20 protein-coding genes are annotated in these 20,568 nt (G+C 38.9%); 8 read left to right on the top strand and 12 right to left on the bottom strand.

Annotated elements, in window-relative coordinates; genetic code table 11:
• Positions 1 to 48: 48 nt before the first annotated feature.
• The 7 genes from I6E85_RS04240 to I6E85_RS04210 all read right to left on the bottom strand — a co-directional run bounded on the left by I6E85_RS04240 (position 49) and on the right by I6E85_RS04210 (position 7,589).
• On the bottom strand, positions 49 to 882 hold the full coding sequence (locus I6E85_RS04240; RefSeq protein WP_024590656.1) for a sulfurtransferase: 834 nt from the start codon (positions 880 to 882) through the stop codon (positions 49 to 51).
• Complete coding sequence (locus I6E85_RS04235) at positions 882 to 1,976, bottom strand: capsular polysaccharide biosynthesis protein (RefSeq protein ID WP_007581963.1); 1,095 nt, start codon at positions 1,974 to 1,976, stop codon at positions 882 to 884. The genes I6E85_RS04240 and I6E85_RS04235 overlap by 1 nt, the downstream gene beginning before the upstream one ends.
• A gap of 177 nt (positions 1,977 to 2,153) precedes the next feature.
• Entirely contained in the window at positions 2,154 to 2,573 is a 420-nt protein-coding gene (locus I6E85_RS04230; protein WP_007581961.1) for a group 1 truncated hemoglobin, read from the bottom strand.
• The gene (locus tag I6E85_RS04225) at positions 2,573 to 3,406 is read right to left on the bottom strand and encodes a DUF3034 family protein (protein WP_024590654.1); all 834 of its coding nucleotides are present in this window, start codon (positions 3,404 to 3,406) and stop codon (positions 2,573 to 2,575) included. The genes I6E85_RS04230 and I6E85_RS04225 overlap by 1 nt, the downstream gene beginning before the upstream one ends.
• On the bottom strand, positions 3,393 to 5,708 hold the full coding sequence (locus I6E85_RS04220; protein ID WP_024590653.1) for an EAL domain-containing protein: 2,316 nt from the start codon (positions 5,706 to 5,708) through the stop codon (positions 3,393 to 3,395). The genes I6E85_RS04225 and I6E85_RS04220 overlap by 14 nt, the downstream gene beginning before the upstream one ends.
• Positions 5,701 to 6,363, bottom strand: coding sequence for a methylamine utilization protein (locus tag I6E85_RS04215; protein WP_024590652.1), 663 nt, complete (start codon positions 6,361 to 6,363; stop codon positions 5,701 to 5,703). The genes I6E85_RS04220 and I6E85_RS04215 overlap by 8 nt, the downstream gene beginning before the upstream one ends.
• Before the next feature lie 122 nt (positions 6,364 to 6,485).
• Complete coding sequence (locus I6E85_RS04210) at positions 6,486 to 7,589, bottom strand: phosphoribosylaminoimidazolesuccinocarboxamide synthase (RefSeq protein ID WP_197236631.1); 1,104 nt, start codon at positions 7,587 to 7,589, stop codon at positions 6,486 to 6,488.
• A gap of 178 nt (positions 7,590 to 7,767) precedes the next feature.
• Between I6E85_RS04210 and I6E85_RS04205 the strand changes: the two genes are divergently transcribed.
• Genes I6E85_RS04205 through I6E85_RS04190 form a run of 4 tightly spaced genes read left to right on the top strand, consistent with a single transcriptional unit; the run spans position 7,768 to position 11,326 of the window.
• Positions 7,768 to 8,841, top strand: a complete 1,074-nt coding sequence (locus I6E85_RS04205) for a CDP-glycerol glycerophosphotransferase family protein (protein ID WP_197236630.1) — start codon at positions 7,768 to 7,770, stop codon at positions 8,839 to 8,841.
• A 9-nt stretch (positions 8,842 to 8,850) separates the two neighbouring features.
• Positions 8,851 to 9,549: an ABC transporter ATP-binding protein gene (locus I6E85_RS04200; RefSeq protein WP_197236629.1), complete on the top strand. Its 699-nt coding sequence runs from the start codon at positions 8,851 to 8,853 to the stop codon at positions 9,547 to 9,549.
• Positions 9,546 to 10,811, top strand: a complete 1,266-nt coding sequence (locus I6E85_RS04195) for an ABC transporter permease (RefSeq protein ID WP_165722145.1) — start codon at positions 9,546 to 9,548, stop codon at positions 10,809 to 10,811. Before I6E85_RS04200 ends, I6E85_RS04195 begins: the two co-directional genes overlap by 4 nt.
• Before the next feature lie 14 nt (positions 10,812 to 10,825).
• Complete coding sequence (locus I6E85_RS04190; protein ID WP_007581943.1) at positions 10,826 to 11,326, top strand: DUF3299 domain-containing protein; 501 nt, start codon at positions 10,826 to 10,828, stop codon at positions 11,324 to 11,326.
• A gap of 212 nt (positions 11,327 to 11,538) precedes the next feature.
• Here the strand turns inward: I6E85_RS04190 and mutM are convergent, their stop codons facing one another.
• Entirely contained in the window at positions 11,539 to 12,348 is an 810-nt protein-coding gene (gene mutM / locus I6E85_RS04185; protein ID WP_197236628.1) for a bifunctional DNA-formamidopyrimidine glycosylase/DNA-(apurinic or apyrimidinic site) lyase, read from the bottom strand.
• Entirely contained in the window at positions 12,348 to 12,863 is a 516-nt protein-coding gene (locus tag I6E85_RS04180) for a hypothetical protein (RefSeq protein WP_007581940.1), read from the bottom strand. The genes mutM and I6E85_RS04180 overlap by 1 nt, the downstream gene beginning before the upstream one ends.
• A gap of 118 nt (positions 12,864 to 12,981) precedes the next feature.
• Between I6E85_RS04180 and I6E85_RS04175 the strand changes: the two genes are divergently transcribed.
• Entirely contained in the window at positions 12,982 to 13,908 is a 927-nt protein-coding gene (locus I6E85_RS04175; protein ID WP_007581938.1) for a manganese-dependent inorganic pyrophosphatase, read from the top strand.
• Between the two features lie 136 nt (positions 13,909 to 14,044).
• On the opposite strand, the gene rpmG is transcribed toward I6E85_RS04175, so the two are convergent.
• The 3 genes from rpmG to radC form a co-directional block, all read right to left on the bottom strand.
• On the bottom strand, positions 14,045 to 14,200 hold the full coding sequence (rpmG, locus tag I6E85_RS04170; RefSeq protein ID WP_004335545.1) for a 50S ribosomal protein L33: 156 nt from the start codon (positions 14,198 to 14,200) through the stop codon (positions 14,045 to 14,047).
• An 11-nt stretch (positions 14,201 to 14,211) separates the two neighbouring features.
• Positions 14,212 to 14,448 carry a 50S ribosomal protein L28 gene (gene rpmB, locus I6E85_RS04165; protein ID WP_004335549.1) on the bottom strand — a complete coding sequence of 79 codons (237 nt, stop codon included), beginning with the start codon at positions 14,446 to 14,448 and terminating at the stop codon, positions 14,212 to 14,214.
• Between the two features lie 274 nt (positions 14,449 to 14,722).
• Complete coding sequence (gene radC, locus I6E85_RS04160) at positions 14,723 to 15,397, bottom strand: DNA repair protein RadC (protein ID WP_007581936.1); 675 nt, start codon at positions 15,395 to 15,397, stop codon at positions 14,723 to 14,725.
• A gap of 144 nt (positions 15,398 to 15,541) precedes the next feature.
• Between radC and coaBC the strand changes: the two genes are divergently transcribed.
• The 3 genes from coaBC (at position 15,542) to I6E85_RS04145 (ending at position 20,342) form a co-directional block, all read left to right on the top strand.
• Positions 15,542 to 16,735: a bifunctional phosphopantothenoylcysteine decarboxylase/phosphopantothenate--cysteine ligase CoaBC gene (gene coaBC, locus I6E85_RS04155; protein WP_007581934.1), complete on the top strand. Its 1,194-nt coding sequence runs from the start codon at positions 15,542 to 15,544 to the stop codon at positions 16,733 to 16,735.
• 110 nt (positions 16,736 to 16,845) lie between these two features.
• Positions 16,846 to 17,433 (top strand): nucleoid occlusion factor SlmA, encoded by a 588-nt coding sequence (gene slmA, locus I6E85_RS04150; protein ID WP_007581932.1) that lies wholly within the window; start codon positions 16,846 to 16,848, stop codon positions 17,431 to 17,433.
• A 140-nt stretch (positions 17,434 to 17,573) separates the two neighbouring features.
• Positions 17,574 to 20,342 (top strand): prolyl oligopeptidase family serine peptidase, encoded by a 2,769-nt coding sequence (locus I6E85_RS04145; protein ID WP_197236627.1) that lies wholly within the window; start codon positions 17,574 to 17,576, stop codon positions 20,340 to 20,342.
• The last annotated feature ends 226 nt before the right edge of the window (positions 20,343 to 20,568 follow it).

Raw genomic sequence — 20,568 nt, 5'->3', positions numbered from 1 at the left:
TGAGGCGCTGCGCTTTTAACGTGAGCAAGCTTTACATATGCAACATGTCTACTTTTCTCCCGTGGCGATGGGCAATGAATCACTTGCGCCCCACTCACTCCACGAGCCATCATAAACACTTAAATTACTGTAACCACACTCGGTAGCAAATAACGCTAAAACACAGGCTGTAATACCTGAGCCACAGCTAAATTGTAGCTGCTGCGCATCACCGACCACGTCATTAAATATCGCTTTAATTTCAGTAAGTGGTTTTGCTTCACCTTTATTAAGTAAATCCATAAAAGGTAACGATCGACTATTTGGGATATTCCCGCTACGCATACCTTTTCGGGGTTCACTTTCTTCGCCTGTAAAACGCTTATAAGCACGTGCATCTAGCAATGCAGTGCTAGGCTCATCGATTGCGTCAACCACTTGTTGGCTATTAATAAAATACGCAGAGTTATAGTTTGCCGTAAAATCACCTTTACCTGACGCTTTGCTATAACCTTGTTGTGTGGCGTAATCGCTCTCTAACCACTTTTTAAGGCCACCACTGAGTACTTTAACATTGTGATGCCCCATAGCTTTAAACATCCACCACGCTCTTGCTGCGCTAAATAAACCGCCATCTTCGTATACAACTATAAACGAGTCGTTATTTACACCTGCATTTTGCATCACGTGGGTAAACTGCTGCTCGCTGCATATCATACTTGGTAAGGGATTTGATCTATCGGCCAATTCGTTTTTTATGTCAAAACGTTTAGCGCTAGGCAGCATTGCTTGAGGCGAATAAGCACCCAAAACACCTGGGCGCAGCATACCTGCATCAAATATCACTAATGCAGGATTATTAAGTTGCTCGTGTAATTGCTGACAGCTAATTAGGTTTTTCACTACGATTCCTTATCACCATGATACTTAGCAAACTCGTCATTACCCGTAAAACGCGCTTCAATCGCTTTAATGTGTTTATCTTCAGTGTGTTTCCAAACGCCAGGAATACAATATACATGTTCAATAAAGCTAAAAAACTTATCCTTTAATAATGTATTTGGTTGCCAGCCCTGCACTACTTCGTTCATATTCTCTGCTAGCTGCTCTGCAGTGCTTGCATGCTTTACCAAACCCTCAATGTTGTAACAGGCTTGTCCAAGAGTTAAAACTCGTTTATTGAGCAGCAATGCTTCTAAGCCGACCGTTGAATTAATCGTTAATACGGCTTCAGCGCACTTAATCAAATCACTTGTTTGATTTCCATTAGCAAAAATTGCAATCGGATCTTTTTCATAAAGATGAGCGTAATGTTTATGCCACGACGGATGCTCTTTAAAAACCACTTTTAAACTTGGATCGTTTAAGCTTTTGACCGCTTTAATCACCTCGTCGTAAAACATGTCCATAGAGTTTATCCACGGAGAAAAGCTAGCTAATTGAGTATCGTGAGGTACTTGAAAAGGCGCAAATATATAGCGTTCTGGCACATCGGCGCATTCAAATTCACAGCGCTTTTTATGATCAGCTCTTGGAATTAAATCCGGCGCACAAAAGTTTAGCTTATTTTGTGGGTCAAAATTTAGGTAAAAAGAAGGGTCACGGCTTAACGACGCATTATAGTTAATACCATTAGGGTCTAAACTGCTTGTACCGGGTAGTAAACCATTTTCATAATAAAACTGCTTAACACCTAATGCTTTTGCAGCCATAGCAACGGTCGTATTTGGAAGTTTATTGCCGTTCCAAATAACAATGCAGTCAGGATTAGTCTCGGTTAATAAGGCTAAATACTTAGCGTATCGTAATCGTTCAAATAAAACTAACCCAGCACTGTAAACAGCAGTAATAATAGGACTATTCCAGATAGCATTACGTGCTCTTTTGCGTTTTAGCTGAGAGTTAACTACATCAGTAAAATTAACTTGAAACGCATCTTTTAAATACTTAACAGCAGAAAGCTTAGGGGCTCCCATGATATGTAATTGGCAATCCATTGACAATTTTTTGATTATTTTTCTATAGTATTTTGCGTGTACATTTTTGCGAGAGATAAATAGGTAAGCCATACAAGCTATATTTGCCAATTATTGTTTTTATGAAATAATTCTAAGTGGACAATGACATCAAAGCAAGGTTCCCTTTACTTAATAATTACTTTAAAGCCTTTATGGCTACATTTTTATAATTTCACCACGAAGTGGTGCCATTCTAGAGAGAATATCGTTTTGCAAACTATGGCTAATGTTCTGCTCATTCATTGCATTTATAAGTAAATCAACCACATGATTAAAGTCTTTCTCTGTAATATGCATACCTGTATGGATTGCTACCATAGAGTCGCCATCGTATGTACATGGGCCTTCTACTAACATACACATATGAGTAATAAACCCTTGGCGAAAGTACGCTATATTGCTGTGTTCAAAGTAATGAATTATCTGCTCGTCATTACCTATTTGATAGATAAAGCTATCAACAATTCTGCCTATCCCCGCTTTACCATCGAGCTTTTGATAAAGCGATAATTGTGTTGAGCTAGCACAACTACAAAGCAATCCTACGCATACTATAAAAATACCAACGCTTTTCATTACCAATACCCTGTTACCGATAAATACCAACCTGTTTGATCGTCAGCTCCTGCAATGCTTCCTAAATCAAGGTAAGCCGCTGTCACACTTACGTGCTTATTAGGCATCCATGCTACAAATAAGTCTTTCCAATCTTGTTCGCCTAAGTTTAAGTTATTTGATTTTTGACGATACTCAACACCTACGGCGACTTCACGACTAAAAAATAGTGCTGTGCTGCCTTCAAATAGCACTTTACCACTACCATTTTCTCCACCGTAGCCAAGCAAACCAAGTTGATTAGCTTCGCTGTATCGTGTAGTTACGTTCCAAAACCAGTTATAGCCAGCAATAGCCCCTAAATGTAATTTACTAGCAGCGAGGTAGTAGTCAGTACCGCTAGTCTCTTCTGCGCCTACAAGTGTTGCAATACTGCCATCATCCAGTGATTTATGCTGAATACCTAAGCTAAGTTGTGGCCAATCACTGTAAACAATATCACCATATAAACGTATTTTAGCACCTGTAATTGATTGCTCTATTTCAGCATCAAGTGCTGGTACATCAAAGCGCTGTTGGGCATAACTGAGCTCAACACGATTAAATAAATTAAGTTGTGCACCACATACGTCAAGTGTGTAGTCGGTTACATCTGCGCGGCTACAAAAGCCATTTACCGAAAATTCATCATCACTTGCGTACCCAGCAAGTTGTGCCCACGGTACAATACCACCGCCGCCACTGCCTTCAATTTGAGAAACTCCCGGTGTAGCTAGCAGTTTTCCATTGCTTGCAATGCTCGGTACACTAATTATTAAAAACAAACTTGCTAATAAGTATTTAATTTTTTTCATAGTATTCCTCCAGCCATTCTTCTAATAGTTCTGCTTTTAAAGGTCTACTTAAGTAATAGCCTTGTGCATGATCGCACTGCATACCTCTAAGTAAATTTAATGAGCCAAGTGTTTCAACCCCCTCAGCTACAACCGAGAAACCTAGCTGATGCCCCAACGTAATTGATGATTGCACTATAAATTGATCTTTTTGCGATTCATCAAGTTTTAGGATAAAGCACTTATCTAGCTTAAGCTCATCAATCGGTAACATTTTTAATCGACCAAGTGATGTTTGCCCTACACCATAATCATCTAATGATATTTTAACGCCAATTGCCTTTAGGTTTTCGAGCGCTTTAATACCTTTTTCTTCGTTTTCGATCATATCGCGCTCAGTAAGCTCAATAGTGATCAGCTTAGGATCTACTTTGTACTTTTTAAGCGTACGAACTAATGCAGCATGAAAGCCCGGAAATGCTATATCTTGCGCAGATACATTTATTGCAGCCTGTAAGTTTATATTTTTAGACTGCCAATTAGCTACTTGTGCTACAACCGTATTAACAACCCACCCAGTAAGCTCAACAATAAGGCCCGACTGCTCAGCTAAGTCAATAAACAGTTCAGGATTAACCCAACTACCATCTTTTCGCTGCCAACGAATAAGTGACTCAACTTTATCTATTTTTTGCGTTTTCATGTGTAATTTGGGCTGATAGGTCATAAATAACTGACCATCATCATCGCTAATAGCCTGCTTTAATTCATCAAGCATTATTAAGCGCTCTAAGTGCGCCTCGTCCTCACCATTTTGATAATAATGTATGCTCTCTTGTGTGTTTGCAGCACTTTCAACAGCAATTAGCACGCGGCGCATTAAGTCATCACTTGCAATTCCTTGCGTAGGATACTGCACAATGCCCGCACTAAAGCGTAAGTTAATTTTTAGTTTTTGAATGGTGTAGCACGCTTGTAATTGTGCCATTAAGCCAACAATACCGCTTTTGTGTTCGCGCGCTGCCGCAGTCGGAAACACAGTTAAAAACTCATCGCCGCCAATACGAGCATGAAAGCCCCCTAACTCATCCGAAAACTCACTTATTCTGCAAGCAACCGCCTTTAGGCAGTCATCACCAATACGCGGACCGAGCTTATCGTTTATATGGCGAAGCCCTTTTATGTCTATTGCAACGAGCGTGTACTCGGCTGATGAATCTAACTCATCATCAAGCACCTCAAGCATGGCTGAGCGGTTATAAAAGCCTGTTAGGGAGTCGTGTCTGGCTTGAAAGCTAATTTGTTGCTCGCGCTGATTAATATCATTACCCATGCTATCAAACGCTGCGACTAGCGTGTCTATTTCGGTACTTTGCCTTCGCCCTTTGAATTCAAATGCATAATTACCTTGTGCAAATTGCCTTGCTATTACAGCTAGTTGAGTAAGTGGCGTAGTTAAATTATTTGCAAATATGCTGCTCGTAATAACACCTACAAACATAGTTAAAATAGCTAAAATAATAAGTGTAAAAAGCAGTTTTTCGAAGTCACTATAACTTTGAGTTAAATCGGCACTCAGTAAAATAATTATGGGATGGGTCAACAACGATGGTAAATCTATTTCTCGGTTACGATACACTAAATACTCACCAAAAAACCGCGATGTGGTTACGGTACTAAAATAGCTAACAGGTTCAAATTGCTCAGGACGATTAGCTAATGAGCTAATAACAATATCGTCAGCACTGCCTATAAAACTTACATCCATACCTGTTAAGCTTTTTAGTTCATGGGCTACATTGTCATCAATTTTAAAACCCACCAAACTATAGGCCACTGTACGTGGCGCTTTTACAGGTAATAAAATAACTTGATACAGCTCGTTATTAAGCACCACAAAGCTAGACTCTTCTGGCGCACTTAAAAGCTCTTCCATCAAGGGCTTTAAGTTGTGTGCAAAAGCGTCTTCGTCAGTATTAGCGGAAATTAGCTTACCCGATAAATCAAGTAACAACATTAATTCGGCATCAATACGCTGACTGTGATTAAACAGCACGCTGCTGATTGTACCTGCATCTCTCGTTGCTACAGCTTGCTTAAAACCAAAATCGGAGGTGAGTACTTTTGCAGCGGTTAACAGTAGGCTTTCTTTTGACTTTAAATATTGCTTATAAACATTTTGCGCTACGGTAATATCTTGATTTACTTTTTCTTCTTGAAACTTACTCGTAGACCACCAAAAACTAAACAAGCTGACCATAGTGGTTAATAACACTAAGCCAACACATAAAATGGTTATGCGATTTCGTAAACTATTAGTCATTACCAACCTTAAACTTACTGCCAAAGGTATTTCTAGGTGCTGGAGTTGATGTGTTTACTATTATCTGTAACTGTTTTTGGGAATTAATTGTTATCATTTTTTTATTTTCCAATGGTGCTGTTTGTAATGGATGCCACACACTCACTTGTGCCGGCAGTGTATTAATAGGCAAATTTACATAGCCTTTTTTATCTGTTTTATATACGAATTTGCTGTTAGCTACATAAATATAGCCAACCATAGAGTCATGTATATTACACCCCAAAACAACAACCCCTTGTTGCTCAAACGTAATGGGCTCTTTTGGTTGGCCTGAATATAATCTTAGTTGAAAAGGCTTAGCTTGTGAAAAAGAATAAACATGATGGCGAATATTATCGCTGTTAGGAAAATTAACTTTTTGACCCTGTTGTACAACTAATAATTCGGGTAAAAACTGCTTATGGACTTGATCCATTATAGCAATGGGCAAATTTGATGGTGTGGCTTGTTTACCAGCAATATTAAGCTCAACCACTGCACCTGATAACTTTTGGCCGTGTTGATCTTCTATTACTAATTCAATATTCGCACTTAAAGCAAACTGACTAAAAAACAAACCTATAGCTAAAAAGTAATGACTTTTAGCAAACTTTTGCAATGCCCGTTCAAACATAACAATACCTAAACATTAATGTTAGGTTAAGTTAATTAGAGACGAGCGCTAATTGCAAGAATTATAGCCCAGTAACTAAAAATAAAGATTTAGTTACTGGCTTTATTAGCACTTAAGTGCTGTTATTTAACAATTAATCCGTAATCGTTATCTAAAATAGTAATAACTTCTTGGCGAGGATCTTCAGGGATTACGATATCTCTGCCAACAATTTTACTCGCTATGCCAACATAGGTATTTGACACTTCAAGCATTACTGATTCTGGTAAAATATAATCTTTAGCTAACTGCTCACGCTCACTCATGCGATCTTTATTTAATAATACGTCGCTCTCTGGCACATTATTAATAAGTAATTGGCGAAAACCTTCTTTAGAATTTTCAACAATTTTACCATTTTTGTATGCTGCTTCATCCCAAATACGTGACGAATCAGGCGTGCCTACTTCATCAATATATATAAGCTGTTGCGCGCCATTTAAATCCTCTACATAACCAAACTCAAATTTTGTATCTACAAAAATTTGGTTAAGCTTCGCTAGCTCATCACTAATTAATTTAAAACCTTCAACTAACAGTTTTTCGTATTTGGTTACGTCATCTGCCGATTTAAAGTTAAATACATCTAAGTTATTAGTAATGTTAGCGCGAGTAATATTTACATCATCAACTGGCGGAATATCAGCAACGCCTTCAATAATACCTTTTGTTGATGGCGTAATTAAAACGTTATCAAGCTTTTGGTTCGCTTTTAAACCTTCTGGCAAGTCAATACCACAAAAGTTACGTATGCCTTTAGCGTAATCGCGCCACATGCTACCCGTAATATATTGGCGAGCAATTGCCTCTACTTTTACTGTACTGGCTTTGCGTACAATCCACACATACGGATGCGGAATATCTACAATATGATTGCCCGCAAGACCTGCTTTATCAAATAACTTAAACCAATGGGCTGCCACTGAGTTTAAAGCTATACCTTTACCCGGTACGCCATTTAAACCATTTTCGCCTTGCCAAATGCAATCAAATGCAGAAATTCGATCTGAAATAACCATAATAGCAAGCTCAGTACCTGTCGGTACTTGGTAGCCTTTGTCTTTAATTAATCGCGCGCTGTCTTCATCAGTTAACCAATAAACTGAACGAACTTTACCGCTGTGTACTTCACCTTTGGTACGAATGGGTAAATCATCGTTTACGTCTAAAACTTTATAGCTAGTCATGCTATCTCCGGGGTTAGGGATGCTCTTTGAGCAAAGTATGGTATGGGGTTATATGGATTGTATAATAATCTAGCCAACCTCAAAGCTCAATCGGATGCTTAAAACAAATAAAGGCATATATTTATAAGCGAGTCGCAATGGGGTAAACTTAATGCGCTAACCAGCCTGAGGAGATAGCTTGAACTACTTAACTGCCACTAAAAATAAAAAATACTTGATGTATATTTCTCAAAATTATTCATATGCTATTTTGAGGCCTATTCAGGCTGCAATATTAGCTCATGGTGGTGAAGTGCGCTGGTTTTTACAAGGTTTGGCAGTCAATCCTAATTTTTTAAAAAAAGAAGAAAAACGGCTTAATACAATAGAAGATATTCACGAATGGAAACCCGATGCAACGTTTGCACCGGCTAATTTAATACCCACTTTTTTCCCTGGTATCAAAGTAGGTGTGTTTCATGGCTTTGATGCAGGTAAGCTAGATAAAAAAGGGAATAACGATCATCTTAAAGCTAGAGGTTGTTTCGACCTGTATTGTACACAAGGCCCAAATACAACAATCCCATTTAAAGCCTTACAAAGAAAACTAGGCTATTTCAAGGTAACAGAAACTGGCTGGCCTCCTCTTGACCGATTATTTGATGGCATCACCGAAACGCCTTATACAAATAAATCAGACACCCGACCAACCTTATTAATCTGCTCTACATTTTCAAAGCGACTATCGCTTGCACCAAAGCTATATGAGCAAATAAAATATTTTAGTGAAACCGGAAAATGGCGAATTTTAATGCAATTTCATCCAAAAATGCCAACTGAATTGGTAAGCAAATATAAGGCATTAAGCAATCAAAATTTAACGTTTATTGAGACCGACGACGTAGTCCCTTTATTAAAATCAGCCGATGTTATGTTATGCGATACATCATCAGTACTTTTAATGTTTTTAGTCCAACGAAAACCTGTGGTCACCTTTTGTAATAATGCTCCTGAGGAACACCTACTTAATGTAACAGACCCTAATAAAGTTGAAGAAGCCTTAGAGCAGGCTTTCACGTACCCTAAAACACTTATGAAAAACATTGAAAACTATTGCCAAGAGCTTCATCCATATACTGATGGGCAGTCGAGTGAACGCGTAGTTGCTGCAACAAATGAGTTTTTATTAAGTGAAGATAAACTAAAACCTAAGCCATTTAATATTATTAGGCAATTTAAAACGCGCAGAAACCTCAATTATTGGAAATGGTAAAATAAAGTAATGATCAACCTAAAAAACGTAACTTTTAAGTGGCATAAAAGCGATAGCTCACCCACGCTCAACATAAAAGAGTTAGTTATAGAAAAAGGTGAGCATATTTTTTTACACGGTCCTAGTGGCTCAGGTAAATCGACATTGTTAGCGATTCTTGCTGGTATTAATACAGCCACCAGCGGTGAGGTATCAATTTTAGACCAAAACCTAACTACATTAAGCAATACTACCCGTGATGTTTTTAGAGCGGATCATATTGGCTACATTTTTCAAAACTTTAACCTGCTTCCTTATTTAACTCCTATTGAAAATATAACGCTTGGGTGTGAGTTTTCAAAAAGCCGAAAACAAAAAATATTAAAGCAATCATCAAATAAACACTCTGCCTTACAAAAAGAAGCGATGCGGTTATTAAATGCTTTAGGCCTTACTGCGCAGTATCACCATAAAGATGTAGCGACATTGAGTATTGGACAGCAACAGCGCGTTGCTGCAGCTCGCGCATTTATAGGCAGCCCTGAATTAATAATTGCTGATGAGCCCACCTCTGCACTCGATACAAATAACCGTGAGAGCTTTATAAAGCTACTGTTTGAACAAGCAAAGTTATCTAATAGTACGCTGGTATTTGTGAGCCACGATGAAATACTAAAGCCTTTATTTGACCGCTCCATTGACCTTATAAGCTTGCAGGAACAAGTATGATTCTCGCTAAACTTGCTTACAAAAGCTTATTAAACCGCCGCGCAAGTGTACTGCTTACATTATTTACTATCGCAATTAGTGTAATGCTACTTTTAAGTATTGAACGTGTACGAATTGATGCTAAAAGTAGTTTTAGTAATACTATTTCGGGCACTGATTTAATTGTTGGTGCGCGTACCGGCGACATACAGTTGCTGCTTTCGTCAGTATTTAGAATCGGCCATACTAATAACGGCGTAAGCTGGAAAAGTTATGAATACATAACAAGTCAGCGAGGCGTAAAATGGAGCATACCTATAAGCCTAGGCGACAGCCATAAAGGCCAAGCGGTACTAGGCACAACACTTGATTACTTTAGCCATTATCGCTTTGCAAAAAAACAAAACTTAACCTTTAACAAAGGCCACCCTTTTGCTGCAATTAACGAAGTGGTGCTAGGTAGTGAAGTTGCAAATAAATTAGGTTATAAACTTAACGACTCTATTGTTATATCGCACGGTATGGGGAACACCAGCTTTCATCATCATGACGATAACCCATTTAAAGTCGTCGGTATTTTAAACCCTACTGGCACGCCTGTTGATAAAACGCTGCATATTCCTTTGGCTGCAATCGATTTAATTCACGGCGGTAAAGCTAGCCTTGAGCATGAGCATGAGCATGAGCATGAGCATGAGCATGACGAACATAACAACCTAGTTGGGCATCCAAAACAAATTACGGCATTTTTAATGGGATTCAAATCGCCTTTATACACGCTACAAATTAGGCGTAATATAAATCAATATAAGCCAGAAGCCTTGCTTGGGATTATGCCAACCGTAACACTTAAAGAGTTATGGGAAATGCTCGCCATAGTAGAAAAAATACTTTTGCTATTCTCAGCTGTTGTCGTTTTAATTAGCCTACTTGGCATGCTAACGACATTGCTCGCAAACCTGAGTCAGCGTCGTCGCGAACTTGCTATATTACGTTCGGTAGGCGCTCGCCCTTGGCATTTATTTACACTTATAAGTATTGAGTCACTACTGACCACTTTACTTGGTTGCCTAGCAGGTAGTGTGCTTTACTATTTAGCTATTTTTTCAGCCGGCGGTTACTTACAAAGTCATGCCGGTATAAGCGTAAATATCACAATACTCTCTTACTATGAACTGGGCTTAATCGGCGTTATTATGGCAGCCGGTTTTATTATTGGCTTAATACCCGCTACTCGCGCTTATTTTTATTCACTCAGCGATGGTATGAGTATAAAAGCATAATTTTTAGGGATTTTATGACATTTTTTAAAACAGCTTTTCAGTACATTGCTGCTATTGGCTTATTATTTATAAGCGTAGCGAGTTATGCTAATCCACCAAAAGAAATTTTTTGGGAAGACTTAATCCCTAAAAACCACGTGCAAATAGACACTCAAGCACAAGCTAATCACGAAGGTAGTGATCAAAACTGGGTGCAACCCGATTTAGATGCTCCAGTGGTAAAGGCACTTGATGGCCAATCGGTGAGTTTGCCTGGTTTTGTTGTGCCACTTGAGGGCGATAGCGAAGTAATTACCGAGTTTTTACTCGTTCCTTATTTTGGCGCCTGTATACACGTACCACCACCACCGCCAAATCAAATAGTCCATGTAACAATTAAAGGTGGAGTACCAATAGATAGCCTATACGACGCAATTGTTGTAACTGGAATAATAAGTACTGAAACATGGTCGGGCGAAATAGCGCAGGTAGGATATAAAATGAAAGCGGTCGGTGTAGCACCGTTCGAGCTTTAAAATAAAGGGCCCGCTTTTAAAGCTGGCCCTTAAATATCATTAAATTTAGAATCGATAAAATTAAAATAACTGAATACTCAAATAACTAGGGCGTGTTGATCTTTGTGGATTGAAATTTGTTCAATCTAGGGGCGATTTAATCGCGGCGCGAGGTTTGTAACCTAGCGGGCTAAGTAAAAATCGAGCAACAAAGATCAACACGCCCTAGATAACTACTTTTGGCAATTTGAGCAAAAAATAGTACTGCGCTGCCCCAATCTAATTTCTTCCAATTCGTTTTCACACGCCATACATGGCTTGCCTTTGCGCCCATATACTAATAACTCTTGAGCAAAATACCCGGGCTTACCATCACTTTGTGCAAAGTCTTTAAGCGTTGTACCACCTTGCATAATGGCCGCAGCAAGCGTGTCTTTTATAATAGGGATAAGTGCTTGATAACGTTTGAGCGATACTTTTCCCGCTTCTCGCTTTGGATGTATACCCGCTTTAAATAACGATTCATTCGCGTAAATATTACCAACACCAACCACCACTGCGTTATCCATAATAAATTGCTTTACGGGTACTTTTTTATTGCGCGATTGTTCGTACACGCGTTTAGCAAAAAAATCATCGGTAAGCGGCTCAGGGCCTAGCTTAGAGAGTAGCTTATGCACTTCACCTGGCTCTTGCCATAAGCAGCAACCAAAGCGACGAGGATCGTTTAAGCGCAGTGCTTTACCGTTGCCAAAAATAAACTCTACGTGGTCATGCTTTTTAAGCGGCTCACTTTTATCTACAACACGTAAATTACCTGACATACCCAAATGTAAAATAGTGCTCCCAAGCTCACAGTGCAAAAGTAAGTATTTAGCTCGTCGTTCAATACTAGTAACAATTAGCCCTTCAAGTTGATACACGTCATCTGGCACTGGCCAGCGCATACTGGCATTGTAAATATTTACCTTTGTAACAACTTGGTTTTGTACGTGGGGAGTGATGCCCATTCGGCTCACTTCTACCTCTGGTAATTCAGGCATTAATTAGACTCACTTTGTGAAAAATCAAAACTAGGAAATAACTGCTGTGCAGTTTTTAAATCGAGTGCGAGTATTCGTTGGCTACTCTTTTCGAGTAAGTAATATTGCCCATCGCCTTTATAAAGCAAATAAACCCAAGGTAAACTCTCGCCAGCCAACTCAAATGTAGCAACATATAAAGGCGCATTAGGATTAAAAACAACAGATTCGTTAACGCCCATTAACTGCGCGCTTTGCCATTGGTTAATTAAATCACTAAGTTGCTGCTCAGATGCTTGCCACACAAGCGGTATGTCTTTTTGTAGTGGGGTTGTACGCCAGCTTGTTCCTATTCGCTCAATTTTTTGATCAACAAATTGCAGTGTCAGTACAAAACTTTGCTGGGGGAGTACGGCTTGTAATGTTGGTTTATCCTCCCCTCCCAAAAGTTGCTTATGCCAGCCATTTAAGAAGAAGATCATAATCAACATCGAAAATATTATAACGTTGTTCCAACCTTTACGGCCCAGTCGCATATTAATACACCTAGTAAATTCAAGATTTTAAAGTGTAACTAAAACTTAATTGCGCTGTCTATATGTTAAAGGCCGCAGACTTTGTTAGAATATCGGCAAATTTAAAGGAGTTCCGTCAATGTCTATGTATGTAGTGGGCCATAAAATCCCAGATTCAGATTCTATTTGTGGTGCAATTGCACTGGCTTATTTAAAAAACCAAATCGATGAGCCTGCAATTCCAACTCGTCTTGGTGAAATTTCACCTGAAACTCAATTTATCCTTGATAAATTTGGCTTCGAAGCACCAGAGCTTAAATTAAGCTACGCGGGTGAAGATGTGTATATTGTAGATCACACAGAAAAAACACAAGCACCCGATGATATCGACCAAGCTCGCGTTGTTGGCGTGGTAGATCACCACAAATTAGGTGACTTAACATCATCTACTCCGCTTGAATGCTGGATTCGTCCTGTTGGTTGTTCAAACACCATTATTAAAATGATGTACGACTTCTACAGCGTAGAAATCCCTAAAGACATCGCGGGTATTATGATGTGTGCAATTTTAAGCGACACAGTCATATTTAAATCACCAACATGTACCACTGCCGATATTAAATGTGTTGAAGCGCTAGCTGAAATTGCAGGCGTAGAAGATTTTAAAGAACTGGGTATGGATATGTTCCGTGTTAAATCTGCGGTAGAAGACACACCAGCACGTGATTTAGTAATGCGTGACTTTAAAGATTTCAACATGAACGGTAACCTAGTAGGCATTGGCCAACTAGAAGTAATCGACCTTGCTGTTTTTGACGACATTAAAGCAGACCTTGCAGCCGATATTGCTAAGCTAAAAGTTGAGGGTAATCGCCACTCTGTATTTTTACTGCTTACCGATATAATGAAAGAAGGCTCAGAAATGCTAATTGTATCTGACGATGCAAACTTAGTTGAGCAGGCTTACGGTGTAAAACCAGAGAATGATAAAGTATGGTTAGATGGCGTACTAAGCCGTAAAAAGCAAGTAGTACCACCACTACAAGATGCATTCACAAAAATCTAATTGTGTTTTCATTTATTGATTTAAAAGCCTTGTTGGTTATGCCAACGAGGTTTTTTTTATATCAATTCACTAATCATATTTTTAAAAACAAAAAACCCAGCCTAAGCTGGGTTTTTAAATTCTAAAAGAACTAAAATTACTTAATTTTAGCTTCTTTAAAAAGAACATGTTTACGAATCTTTGGATCAAACTTTTTGATTTCCATCTTCTCAGGCATGTTACGTTTGTTTTTGTCAGTAGTGTAGAAAAAACCAGTACCGGCAGTTGAAACTAAACGGATTTTATCGCGCATGATTCAGATCCTTAAACTTTAACGCCGCGAGCACGGATTTCTGTAAGAACCGTGTCGATGCCTTTTTTATCGATAATACGCATACCTTTAGTAGTAGTGCGTAATGTTACAAAACGTTTTTCACTTTCAACCCAAAAACGGTGTGTTTGTAGGTTAGGTAGGAAACGACGTCTAGTCGCGTTTCTCGCGTGTGAACGGTGATTACCAACCGCAGGACGCTTACCTGTAACTTGACATACTTTAGACATGTCTATATATCTCCAATAACTTCGCTCGAGCTTAATTTAATCTAAGGCCGTGTATTTCCGCCCTAGAGATAAATCGAAGGGCGCTCTTTATACAGCTTTTACAGGCAAAGATCAAACACTGATCTATCCAATCAGCTCATATATGTAAATTTGATAGCGGCTAATTATAAAGATCGAATGCCCTTAGGGAAAGTAAAAACTGCATTTAAATTAAACTAATTTGCCAAAACACGTTAAACAGCTCATTTTTAACACACTTCTGTATCTAACAAAGCTAAATCAGGCCTCGCTCGGCAAACGAAACACACGTTTCTCCACCAACAATGATGTGATCGAGCACACTTATGTCGACCAATTGCAGTGCTTGCTGCAATTTATTAGTAATAAGTTTGTCTGCTTGGCTCGGTTCTGCAATACCACTTGGATGATTATGCGCAAAAATAACAGCGGCTGCATTATTTTTAAGGGCAGCCTTTACCACTTCACGCGGATAAACACTGGCAGAATTAATTGTGCCATAAAAAAGTATTTCATCTTTTACTAATCTATTTTGGCTATCTAGGTATAACACCATAAATACTTCTTGTTGCAAGCCTCGCATTTGAATTGTTAGGTAATCGTAAACTGAGTTTGGCGAATTAAACACGGCGTCTCGTTGGCAACGCTCCTGCATATAACGTTGGCTTAGCTCTAACACAGCTTGTAGCTGAACATACTTAGCGGTCCCTAACCCCTTTTGAGAGCAAAACTCCTCAATGCTGGCATTAAACAAATTATGAAGTGTTTTATTCTCGTTTAATAAATGCTGAGCCAACTCAATTACATTCATTCCCGGTAACCCTGTTCGTAAAAATATGGCAAGAAGCTCTGCGTCAGTCAGCGCCTTAGCCCCCTTTGCTATGAGCTTTTCACGAGGTCGAAGTGAGTTTGGTAGTGAAGTCAGTTGCATTATTCATCCTTGAGAGGCGAAAGTGTCTTATAAATGTAATGCAAATTTGAAATTTAGCCTGTTATTTCGAATTAAAAAACTTCGCTGTATGGGTAAAGATTTGTTATTTTAAGCCCAATATTTAATAAAAACTGATGAACATCCATGACTAACTTAACAAACAAAAAAATTGTACTAGGTATTACCGGCGGTATTGCAGCTTATAAATGTGCAGAACTCGTTAGGCGATTAAAAGACTCTGGTTGTGAAGTAAAAGTAGTTATGACTGAATCAGCTAAACACTTTATTACACCACTGACCATGCAAGCCGTTAGTGGAGAAACAGTCTCTGACTCATTACTAGACCCTTCTGCTGAAGCTTCAATGGGGCATATTGAATTTGCAAAATGGGCTGACTTAATTTTAGTTGCTCCTGCTACCTGTAATATTATTGCTAAAATGGCAGCCGGCATTGCTGACGACCTACTAACGACGTTACTGCTAGCAACGCCTGCAAAAGTCGCAGTTGCACCAGCCATGAACCAGCAAATGTATGCACACGCAGCAACACAAGCTAATTTAGCCACATTAAAGGCACGTAACGTACTTATTTGGGGCCCAGGTAAAGGTGAGCAAGCCTGTGGCGATATAGGCGCTGGACGCATGTTAGAGCCTCATGAGCTAGTTGCGCTATGTATAGCAAAAGAGCAACCGCAATTACTTGCAGGAAAAACAATTACAATAACAGCAGGCCCAACGCGTGAGCCTCTCGATCCGGTACGTTTTATATCAAATCACAGCTCTGGAAAAATGGGTTATGCACTGGCAGAAGCCGCTTTGCAACTCGGTGCTAAGGTTAATTTAATTTCGGGTCCGGTCACTATAAAAGCCCCTACTGGCGTAAACCTTATCAATATAGAAAGCGCTGAGGAGCTATTAACTGAGTCACTTACCTATGCACCACAATCAGATGCATTTATTGGCTGCGCTGCTGTTGCGGATTATCGAGCTGCAAACATTGCGACTCAAAAAATGAAAAAGCAAGGCGACGAACTCACTCTTACTTTAACTAAAAACCCTGACGTAATTGCAGCTATTGCCAACCTTAAACAAAACCGTCCTTATACTGTGGGGTTTGCCGCCGAAACTCAAAATGTAGAAAGCTATGCTAAAGGTAAACTACAAAATAAAAATCTAGATATGATTTGCGCTAATGACGTATCAAAAAGTGGCTTAGGGTTTAATTCCGATCATAATGCTTTAACACTGTACTGGCATAATGAACAACTAGAATTACCAACAACAAGTAAAATAGAAATAGCTCGCAAGGTGATCGAACAGCTGGCTAAACATCTATAAAAGGCTGGAAACAAACTGAATAAAACATTAACATACGCCAATCATTTGAACAAAAAATGACTAGGGTTCTTAACTGCGCCACTAAGAATAACTAATAAAAAGGAATGTTCATGCCTGCGACAAAAAGAAGTAATCGCAAAGAGCAAATACTGCAAGCACTCGCACAAATGTTAGAAACTAATTTAGGACAACGTATCACCACAGCAAAACTAGCTGCTGAGGTGGGTGTGTCTGAAGCCGCGCTATACCGTCATTTTCCGAGCAAAGCGCGTATGTTTGAGGGCTTAATTGAGTTTATTGAAGATACCCTTTTATCTCGTATAAATATTATTATTGAAAACGAAAAAGAAAGCCAAACGCGCATTTATAACATTCTATTATTACTTTTAACCTTTGCTGAAAAAAATCCAGGCATTACTCGTATTTTAACTGGCGATGCTCTGCAAGGTGAGCAGGAACGTTTACGCGAGCGGGTACAAAGCTTGTTTGAAAAACTAGAAACTCAGTTTAAACAAGTACTTCGTGAGCGTAAATTACGTGAAGGTAAAAACTTTCAAAGTGATGAGCTTACACTTGCAAACTTTTTACTTGCCTACGTTGAAGGCAAAATGAATCAGTTTGTACGTAGCGACTTTAAAGCAAAGCCAAGTGTTCAATTTGAAAAACAATGGCTTGAGCTACAAAAAATTTGGCTGTAATGTTTGCTAAATTAATAAATTAAATACCAAAAAACGACCTACGGGTCGTTTTGTCGTATGTAGCTGCCATTTATCTGATCCGCTCGAATTGTGAGCCAAACTCGTTACAATGAAACAATGTCATAATACGAGAATCAATAATGAAAACAAAACTCACCTTATTAAGCACGGCACTCGTTGCCAGCTTAACTAGCACCGGCATACACGCCAAAGAATCGCTACAATTTAAAGACGTTTTTAGTTTTAAATCAGCTAAAAGCACGCAACTATCTGACAATGGTCAAGTACTCACTTTTAGTGCAACGCCGTATCGTGGAAATGCAACTGGCCAAGTTTACTCACTACAAAGCAATACTCTCATCGCAGAAGTAGAGCGCGGCACTAAACCTCATATTAATAAAGCCGCTAACTGGGTCGCTTTTACACAAGTACCTACATTACTTGAAAAAGAAACAACCAAAAAAAAAGACACACTTAAAAACAATCTGGTACTCGTAAACACACAATCAGGTGCCCAACAAAGCTTTGCAGATGTAAAAGATTACACATTATCTGATGACGGTATGTGGCTTGCTTATCGTTTAAATAAAAAAGACGATGACGCAAAAGTAGAAGATAAAACCGATAACACTAAAAACGAAGAAGACAACGCTATCACGCCCGATAAAAAAGATAAGAGCTATGCGCTTGTTATCGTAAATTTATCTGATAAACGCTCCCATACAATAGAAAACGTATTTAGCTACGCTATTAACTCAGCTAACAGCCAGCTATTAGTGAGTCAAAGTTACAGCGATGGTAATAACAACCAAATAGCGTTAATTGAGCTCAGTGACTTTAATAGCAGCATATTAATTGATGAACCGGGCGTAATCGCAAATAAAATAGCGTGGCACCCCACTGACAATATTGCAGCGTTTACATTGGGTAACTATGTAAATGATGACACGCGCCGCCGAAGCTACACTTTACAGCTATATAAAAACGAGAAGCTCTCAACTATAGATTCACCTAATAAAACATGGACGTTAGGGAAAACAGCCACCCTTGAATGGTCAGAAAATGGCGAGCGTTTATATTTTGAAAACCATCCTAAATTGGCAGCTAAAGTAAAAACTAAAGAATATACCGACGAAGCCTCACTATACGATTTTGACACCATTGTTGAACACAAAGGCCTTAATGTATGGCACAACAACGATGCGCAAATAAAACCACGTGAAGAGCAGCAATGGAACGAAGTTAATAAAAATCGCCATTACAGTGCGGTGTATCACGTTAACTCGCAAAAAGTTGCGCAACTTAGTACACCAAACATGCCTGAGGTTGCACTAAACCCTCAGCGAGATGTGTCTTTACTTGGCTCATCTAACATCCCCTACCTAGAAAAAATAATGTACGGCGGTTTTTTTGCTGATTACTTTGCAGTAAATATAAATACCGGTAAACAAACTCCAATTATAAGTAACTACCCGTTTAGACCGAGCCTTGCCCCTAATGGTGAGTTTGCAGCTTATTTTAGCGATAGCCAAATACAGTTAAAAGATTTAAAAAATAATAAAGTAACACCGCTTACAAAAGCGATTCAGGCAACTTTTGCTGATGATAAACACGACTACCCATCTACTCAACCTGGTTATGGTTTTGCAGGTTGGATGACCGATAGCAGCCAAGTGCTTGCTTATAGTAAATACGATATTTGGGCATTTGACGTAAAAACTAAGCAAGCTAAACGCCTAACTAATGGTAAGCAAAGCAATACGCAGTACCGTGTTATTAAGCTTGATAAAACCCAAGTGGGCTTTAAAAAAAGCGATACATTACTTGTCTCTGCTATTAACTTACAAACTAAACAAAGCGAAGTTGCAAAGCTCGACTTAACCACTAACACACTAACTAAGGTGCTTAGCGGTGATAAACGCTTTGATATGGTTAAAAAAGCCAAAAAGGCTGACAAGTACTTATTTACCTCGCAAACTTATAGCCAATTTCCTGATTACTACCAAACAGATTTTAGCTTTAGTTCACCAAAACAAGTGACCACCCTAAACCCACAAATTAGTAATTTTGCATGGGGCGAAAAGCCAGAACTAATAAGCTATAAAGGCTTTGACGGTGAAGATTTACAAGGCGTATTAATAAAACCTGCGGGATATAAAAAAGGCGATAAAGTGCCTGTGGTAGTGTATTTTTACCGTTACATGAGCCAGCGTATGTTTGATTTTCCTAAAATGGAATTAAACCATCGCCCTAATTTTCCTATGTTTACCTCAAATGGTTATGCGGTATTTTTACCTGATATTCGTTTTGAAATAGGTCACCCGGGTAAATCGTCAACGCAAACCATGATAAACGCCACCCAAAAATTAATAGATTTAGGCATAGCCGACCCAGATAAAATAGGCTTACAAGGTCACTCTTGGGCAGGCTATCAAAGTGCGTTTATGATAACCCAAACAGATATGTTTAAAGCGGTTGTATCTGGCGCTCCAGTATCAAACATGACAAGTGCTTACAGTGGCATACGTTTAAAATCGGGCCTTGCTCGTCAATTTCAATACGAAACAGGACAAAGCCGTATTGGCAAAAACTTATTTGAAGCACCAGAACTTTATATAGAAAACTCACCGGTGTTTTTTGCAGACAAAGTTAATACGCCTATCTTAATAATGTCTGGCGACAAAGACGATGCAGTACCTTGGCATGAGAGCGTGCAGTATTACTTAGCTCTGCGCCGTGCAGGAAAAGATGCTACATTTTTACAATACGAAGGTGAACCACACCACTTGAAAAAGTTTCCTAATCAGGTCGATTTTTCAGTACGTATGATGCAGTACTTTGATCATTACTTAAAAGGCAAACCAGCTGAAAAGTGGATGACAAAAGGCGAGGCATTTATAGAGGAATAGATATAACATTTATTCAGAGCTCTACGTAAGCGATAACGTTGAGCTCTGCGTCAATTAAATCAAGGCGAGGCATATTACATTTAAGTAATCAGTCACTACCTAGTCCTTCATACCTTTGAAAAATGCTGTAATGATCTTTAAACTTTTATAAACACCACCGTATATAAGCGTTTTAATCAAAGTAAAAAACTATAATAAAAGCCTAATATAAGTAATAATCACTAAA

Origin of the sequence: Pseudoalteromonas sp. NZS71, assembly GCF_015864715.1 — a bacterium.
GTDB classification, from domain to species: Bacteria; Pseudomonadota; Gammaproteobacteria; order Enterobacterales; family Alteromonadaceae; genus Pseudoalteromonas; species Pseudoalteromonas arctica.
The sequence above is the reverse complement of the archived record's forward strand: the minus strand, read 5'-3'. Positions and strand labels throughout refer to the sequence as shown.

Excerpts from the sequence above, each read along its gene's own strand:
- I6E85_RS04235 (WP_007581963.1), bottom strand. The coding sequence starts at position 1,976 with ATGGATTGCCAATTACATATCATGGGAGCCCCTAAGCTTTCTGCTGTT.
- I6E85_RS04230 (WP_007581961.1), bottom strand. The coding sequence starts at position 2,573 with ATGAAAAGCGTTGGTATTTTTATAGTATGCGTAGGATTGCTTTGTAGT.
- I6E85_RS04225 (WP_024590654.1), bottom strand. The coding sequence starts at position 3,406 with ATGAAAAAAATTAAATACTTATTAGCAAGTTTGTTTTTAATAATTAGT.
- I6E85_RS04220 (WP_024590653.1), bottom strand. The coding sequence starts at position 5,708 with ATGACTAATAGTTTACGAAATCGCATAACCATTTTATGTGTTGGCTTA.
- I6E85_RS04215 (WP_024590652.1), bottom strand. The coding sequence starts at position 6,363 with ATGTTTGAACGGGCATTGCAAAAGTTTGCTAAAAGTCATTACTTTTTA.
- I6E85_RS04210 (WP_197236631.1), bottom strand. The coding sequence starts at position 7,589 with ATGACTAGCTATAAAGTTTTAGACGTAAACGATGATTTACCCATTCGT.
- I6E85_RS04200 (WP_197236629.1), top strand. The coding sequence starts at position 8,851 with ATGATCAACCTAAAAAACGTAACTTTTAAGTGGCATAAAAGCGATAGC.
- I6E85_RS04195 (WP_165722145.1), top strand. The coding sequence starts at position 9,546 with ATGATTCTCGCTAAACTTGCTTACAAAAGCTTATTAAACCGCCGCGCA.
- I6E85_RS04190 (WP_007581943.1), top strand. The coding sequence starts at position 10,826 with ATGACATTTTTTAAAACAGCTTTTCAGTACATTGCTGCTATTGGCTTA.
- mutM (WP_197236628.1), bottom strand. The coding sequence starts at position 12,348 with ATGCCTGAATTACCAGAGGTAGAAGTGAGCCGAATGGGCATCACTCCC.
- I6E85_RS04180 (WP_007581940.1), bottom strand. The coding sequence starts at position 12,863 with ATGCGACTGGGCCGTAAAGGTTGGAACAACGTTATAATATTTTCGATG.
- I6E85_RS04175 (WP_007581938.1), top strand. The coding sequence starts at position 12,982 with ATGTCTATGTATGTAGTGGGCCATAAAATCCCAGATTCAGATTCTATT.
- rpmG (WP_004335545.1), bottom strand. The coding sequence starts at position 14,200 with ATGCGCGATAAAATCCGTTTAGTTTCAACTGCCGGTACTGGTTTTTTC.
- rpmB (WP_004335549.1), bottom strand. The coding sequence starts at position 14,448 with ATGTCTAAAGTATGTCAAGTTACAGGTAAGCGTCCTGCGGTTGGTAAT.
- radC (WP_007581936.1), bottom strand. The coding sequence starts at position 15,397 with ATGCAACTGACTTCACTACCAAACTCACTTCGACCTCGTGAAAAGCTC.
- coaBC (WP_007581934.1), top strand. The coding sequence starts at position 15,542 with ATGACTAACTTAACAAACAAAAAAATTGTACTAGGTATTACCGGCGGT.
- slmA (WP_007581932.1), top strand. The coding sequence starts at position 16,846 with ATGCCTGCGACAAAAAGAAGTAATCGCAAAGAGCAAATACTGCAAGCA.
- I6E85_RS04145 (WP_197236627.1), top strand. The coding sequence starts at position 17,574 with ATGAAAACAAAACTCACCTTATTAAGCACGGCACTCGTTGCCAGCTTA.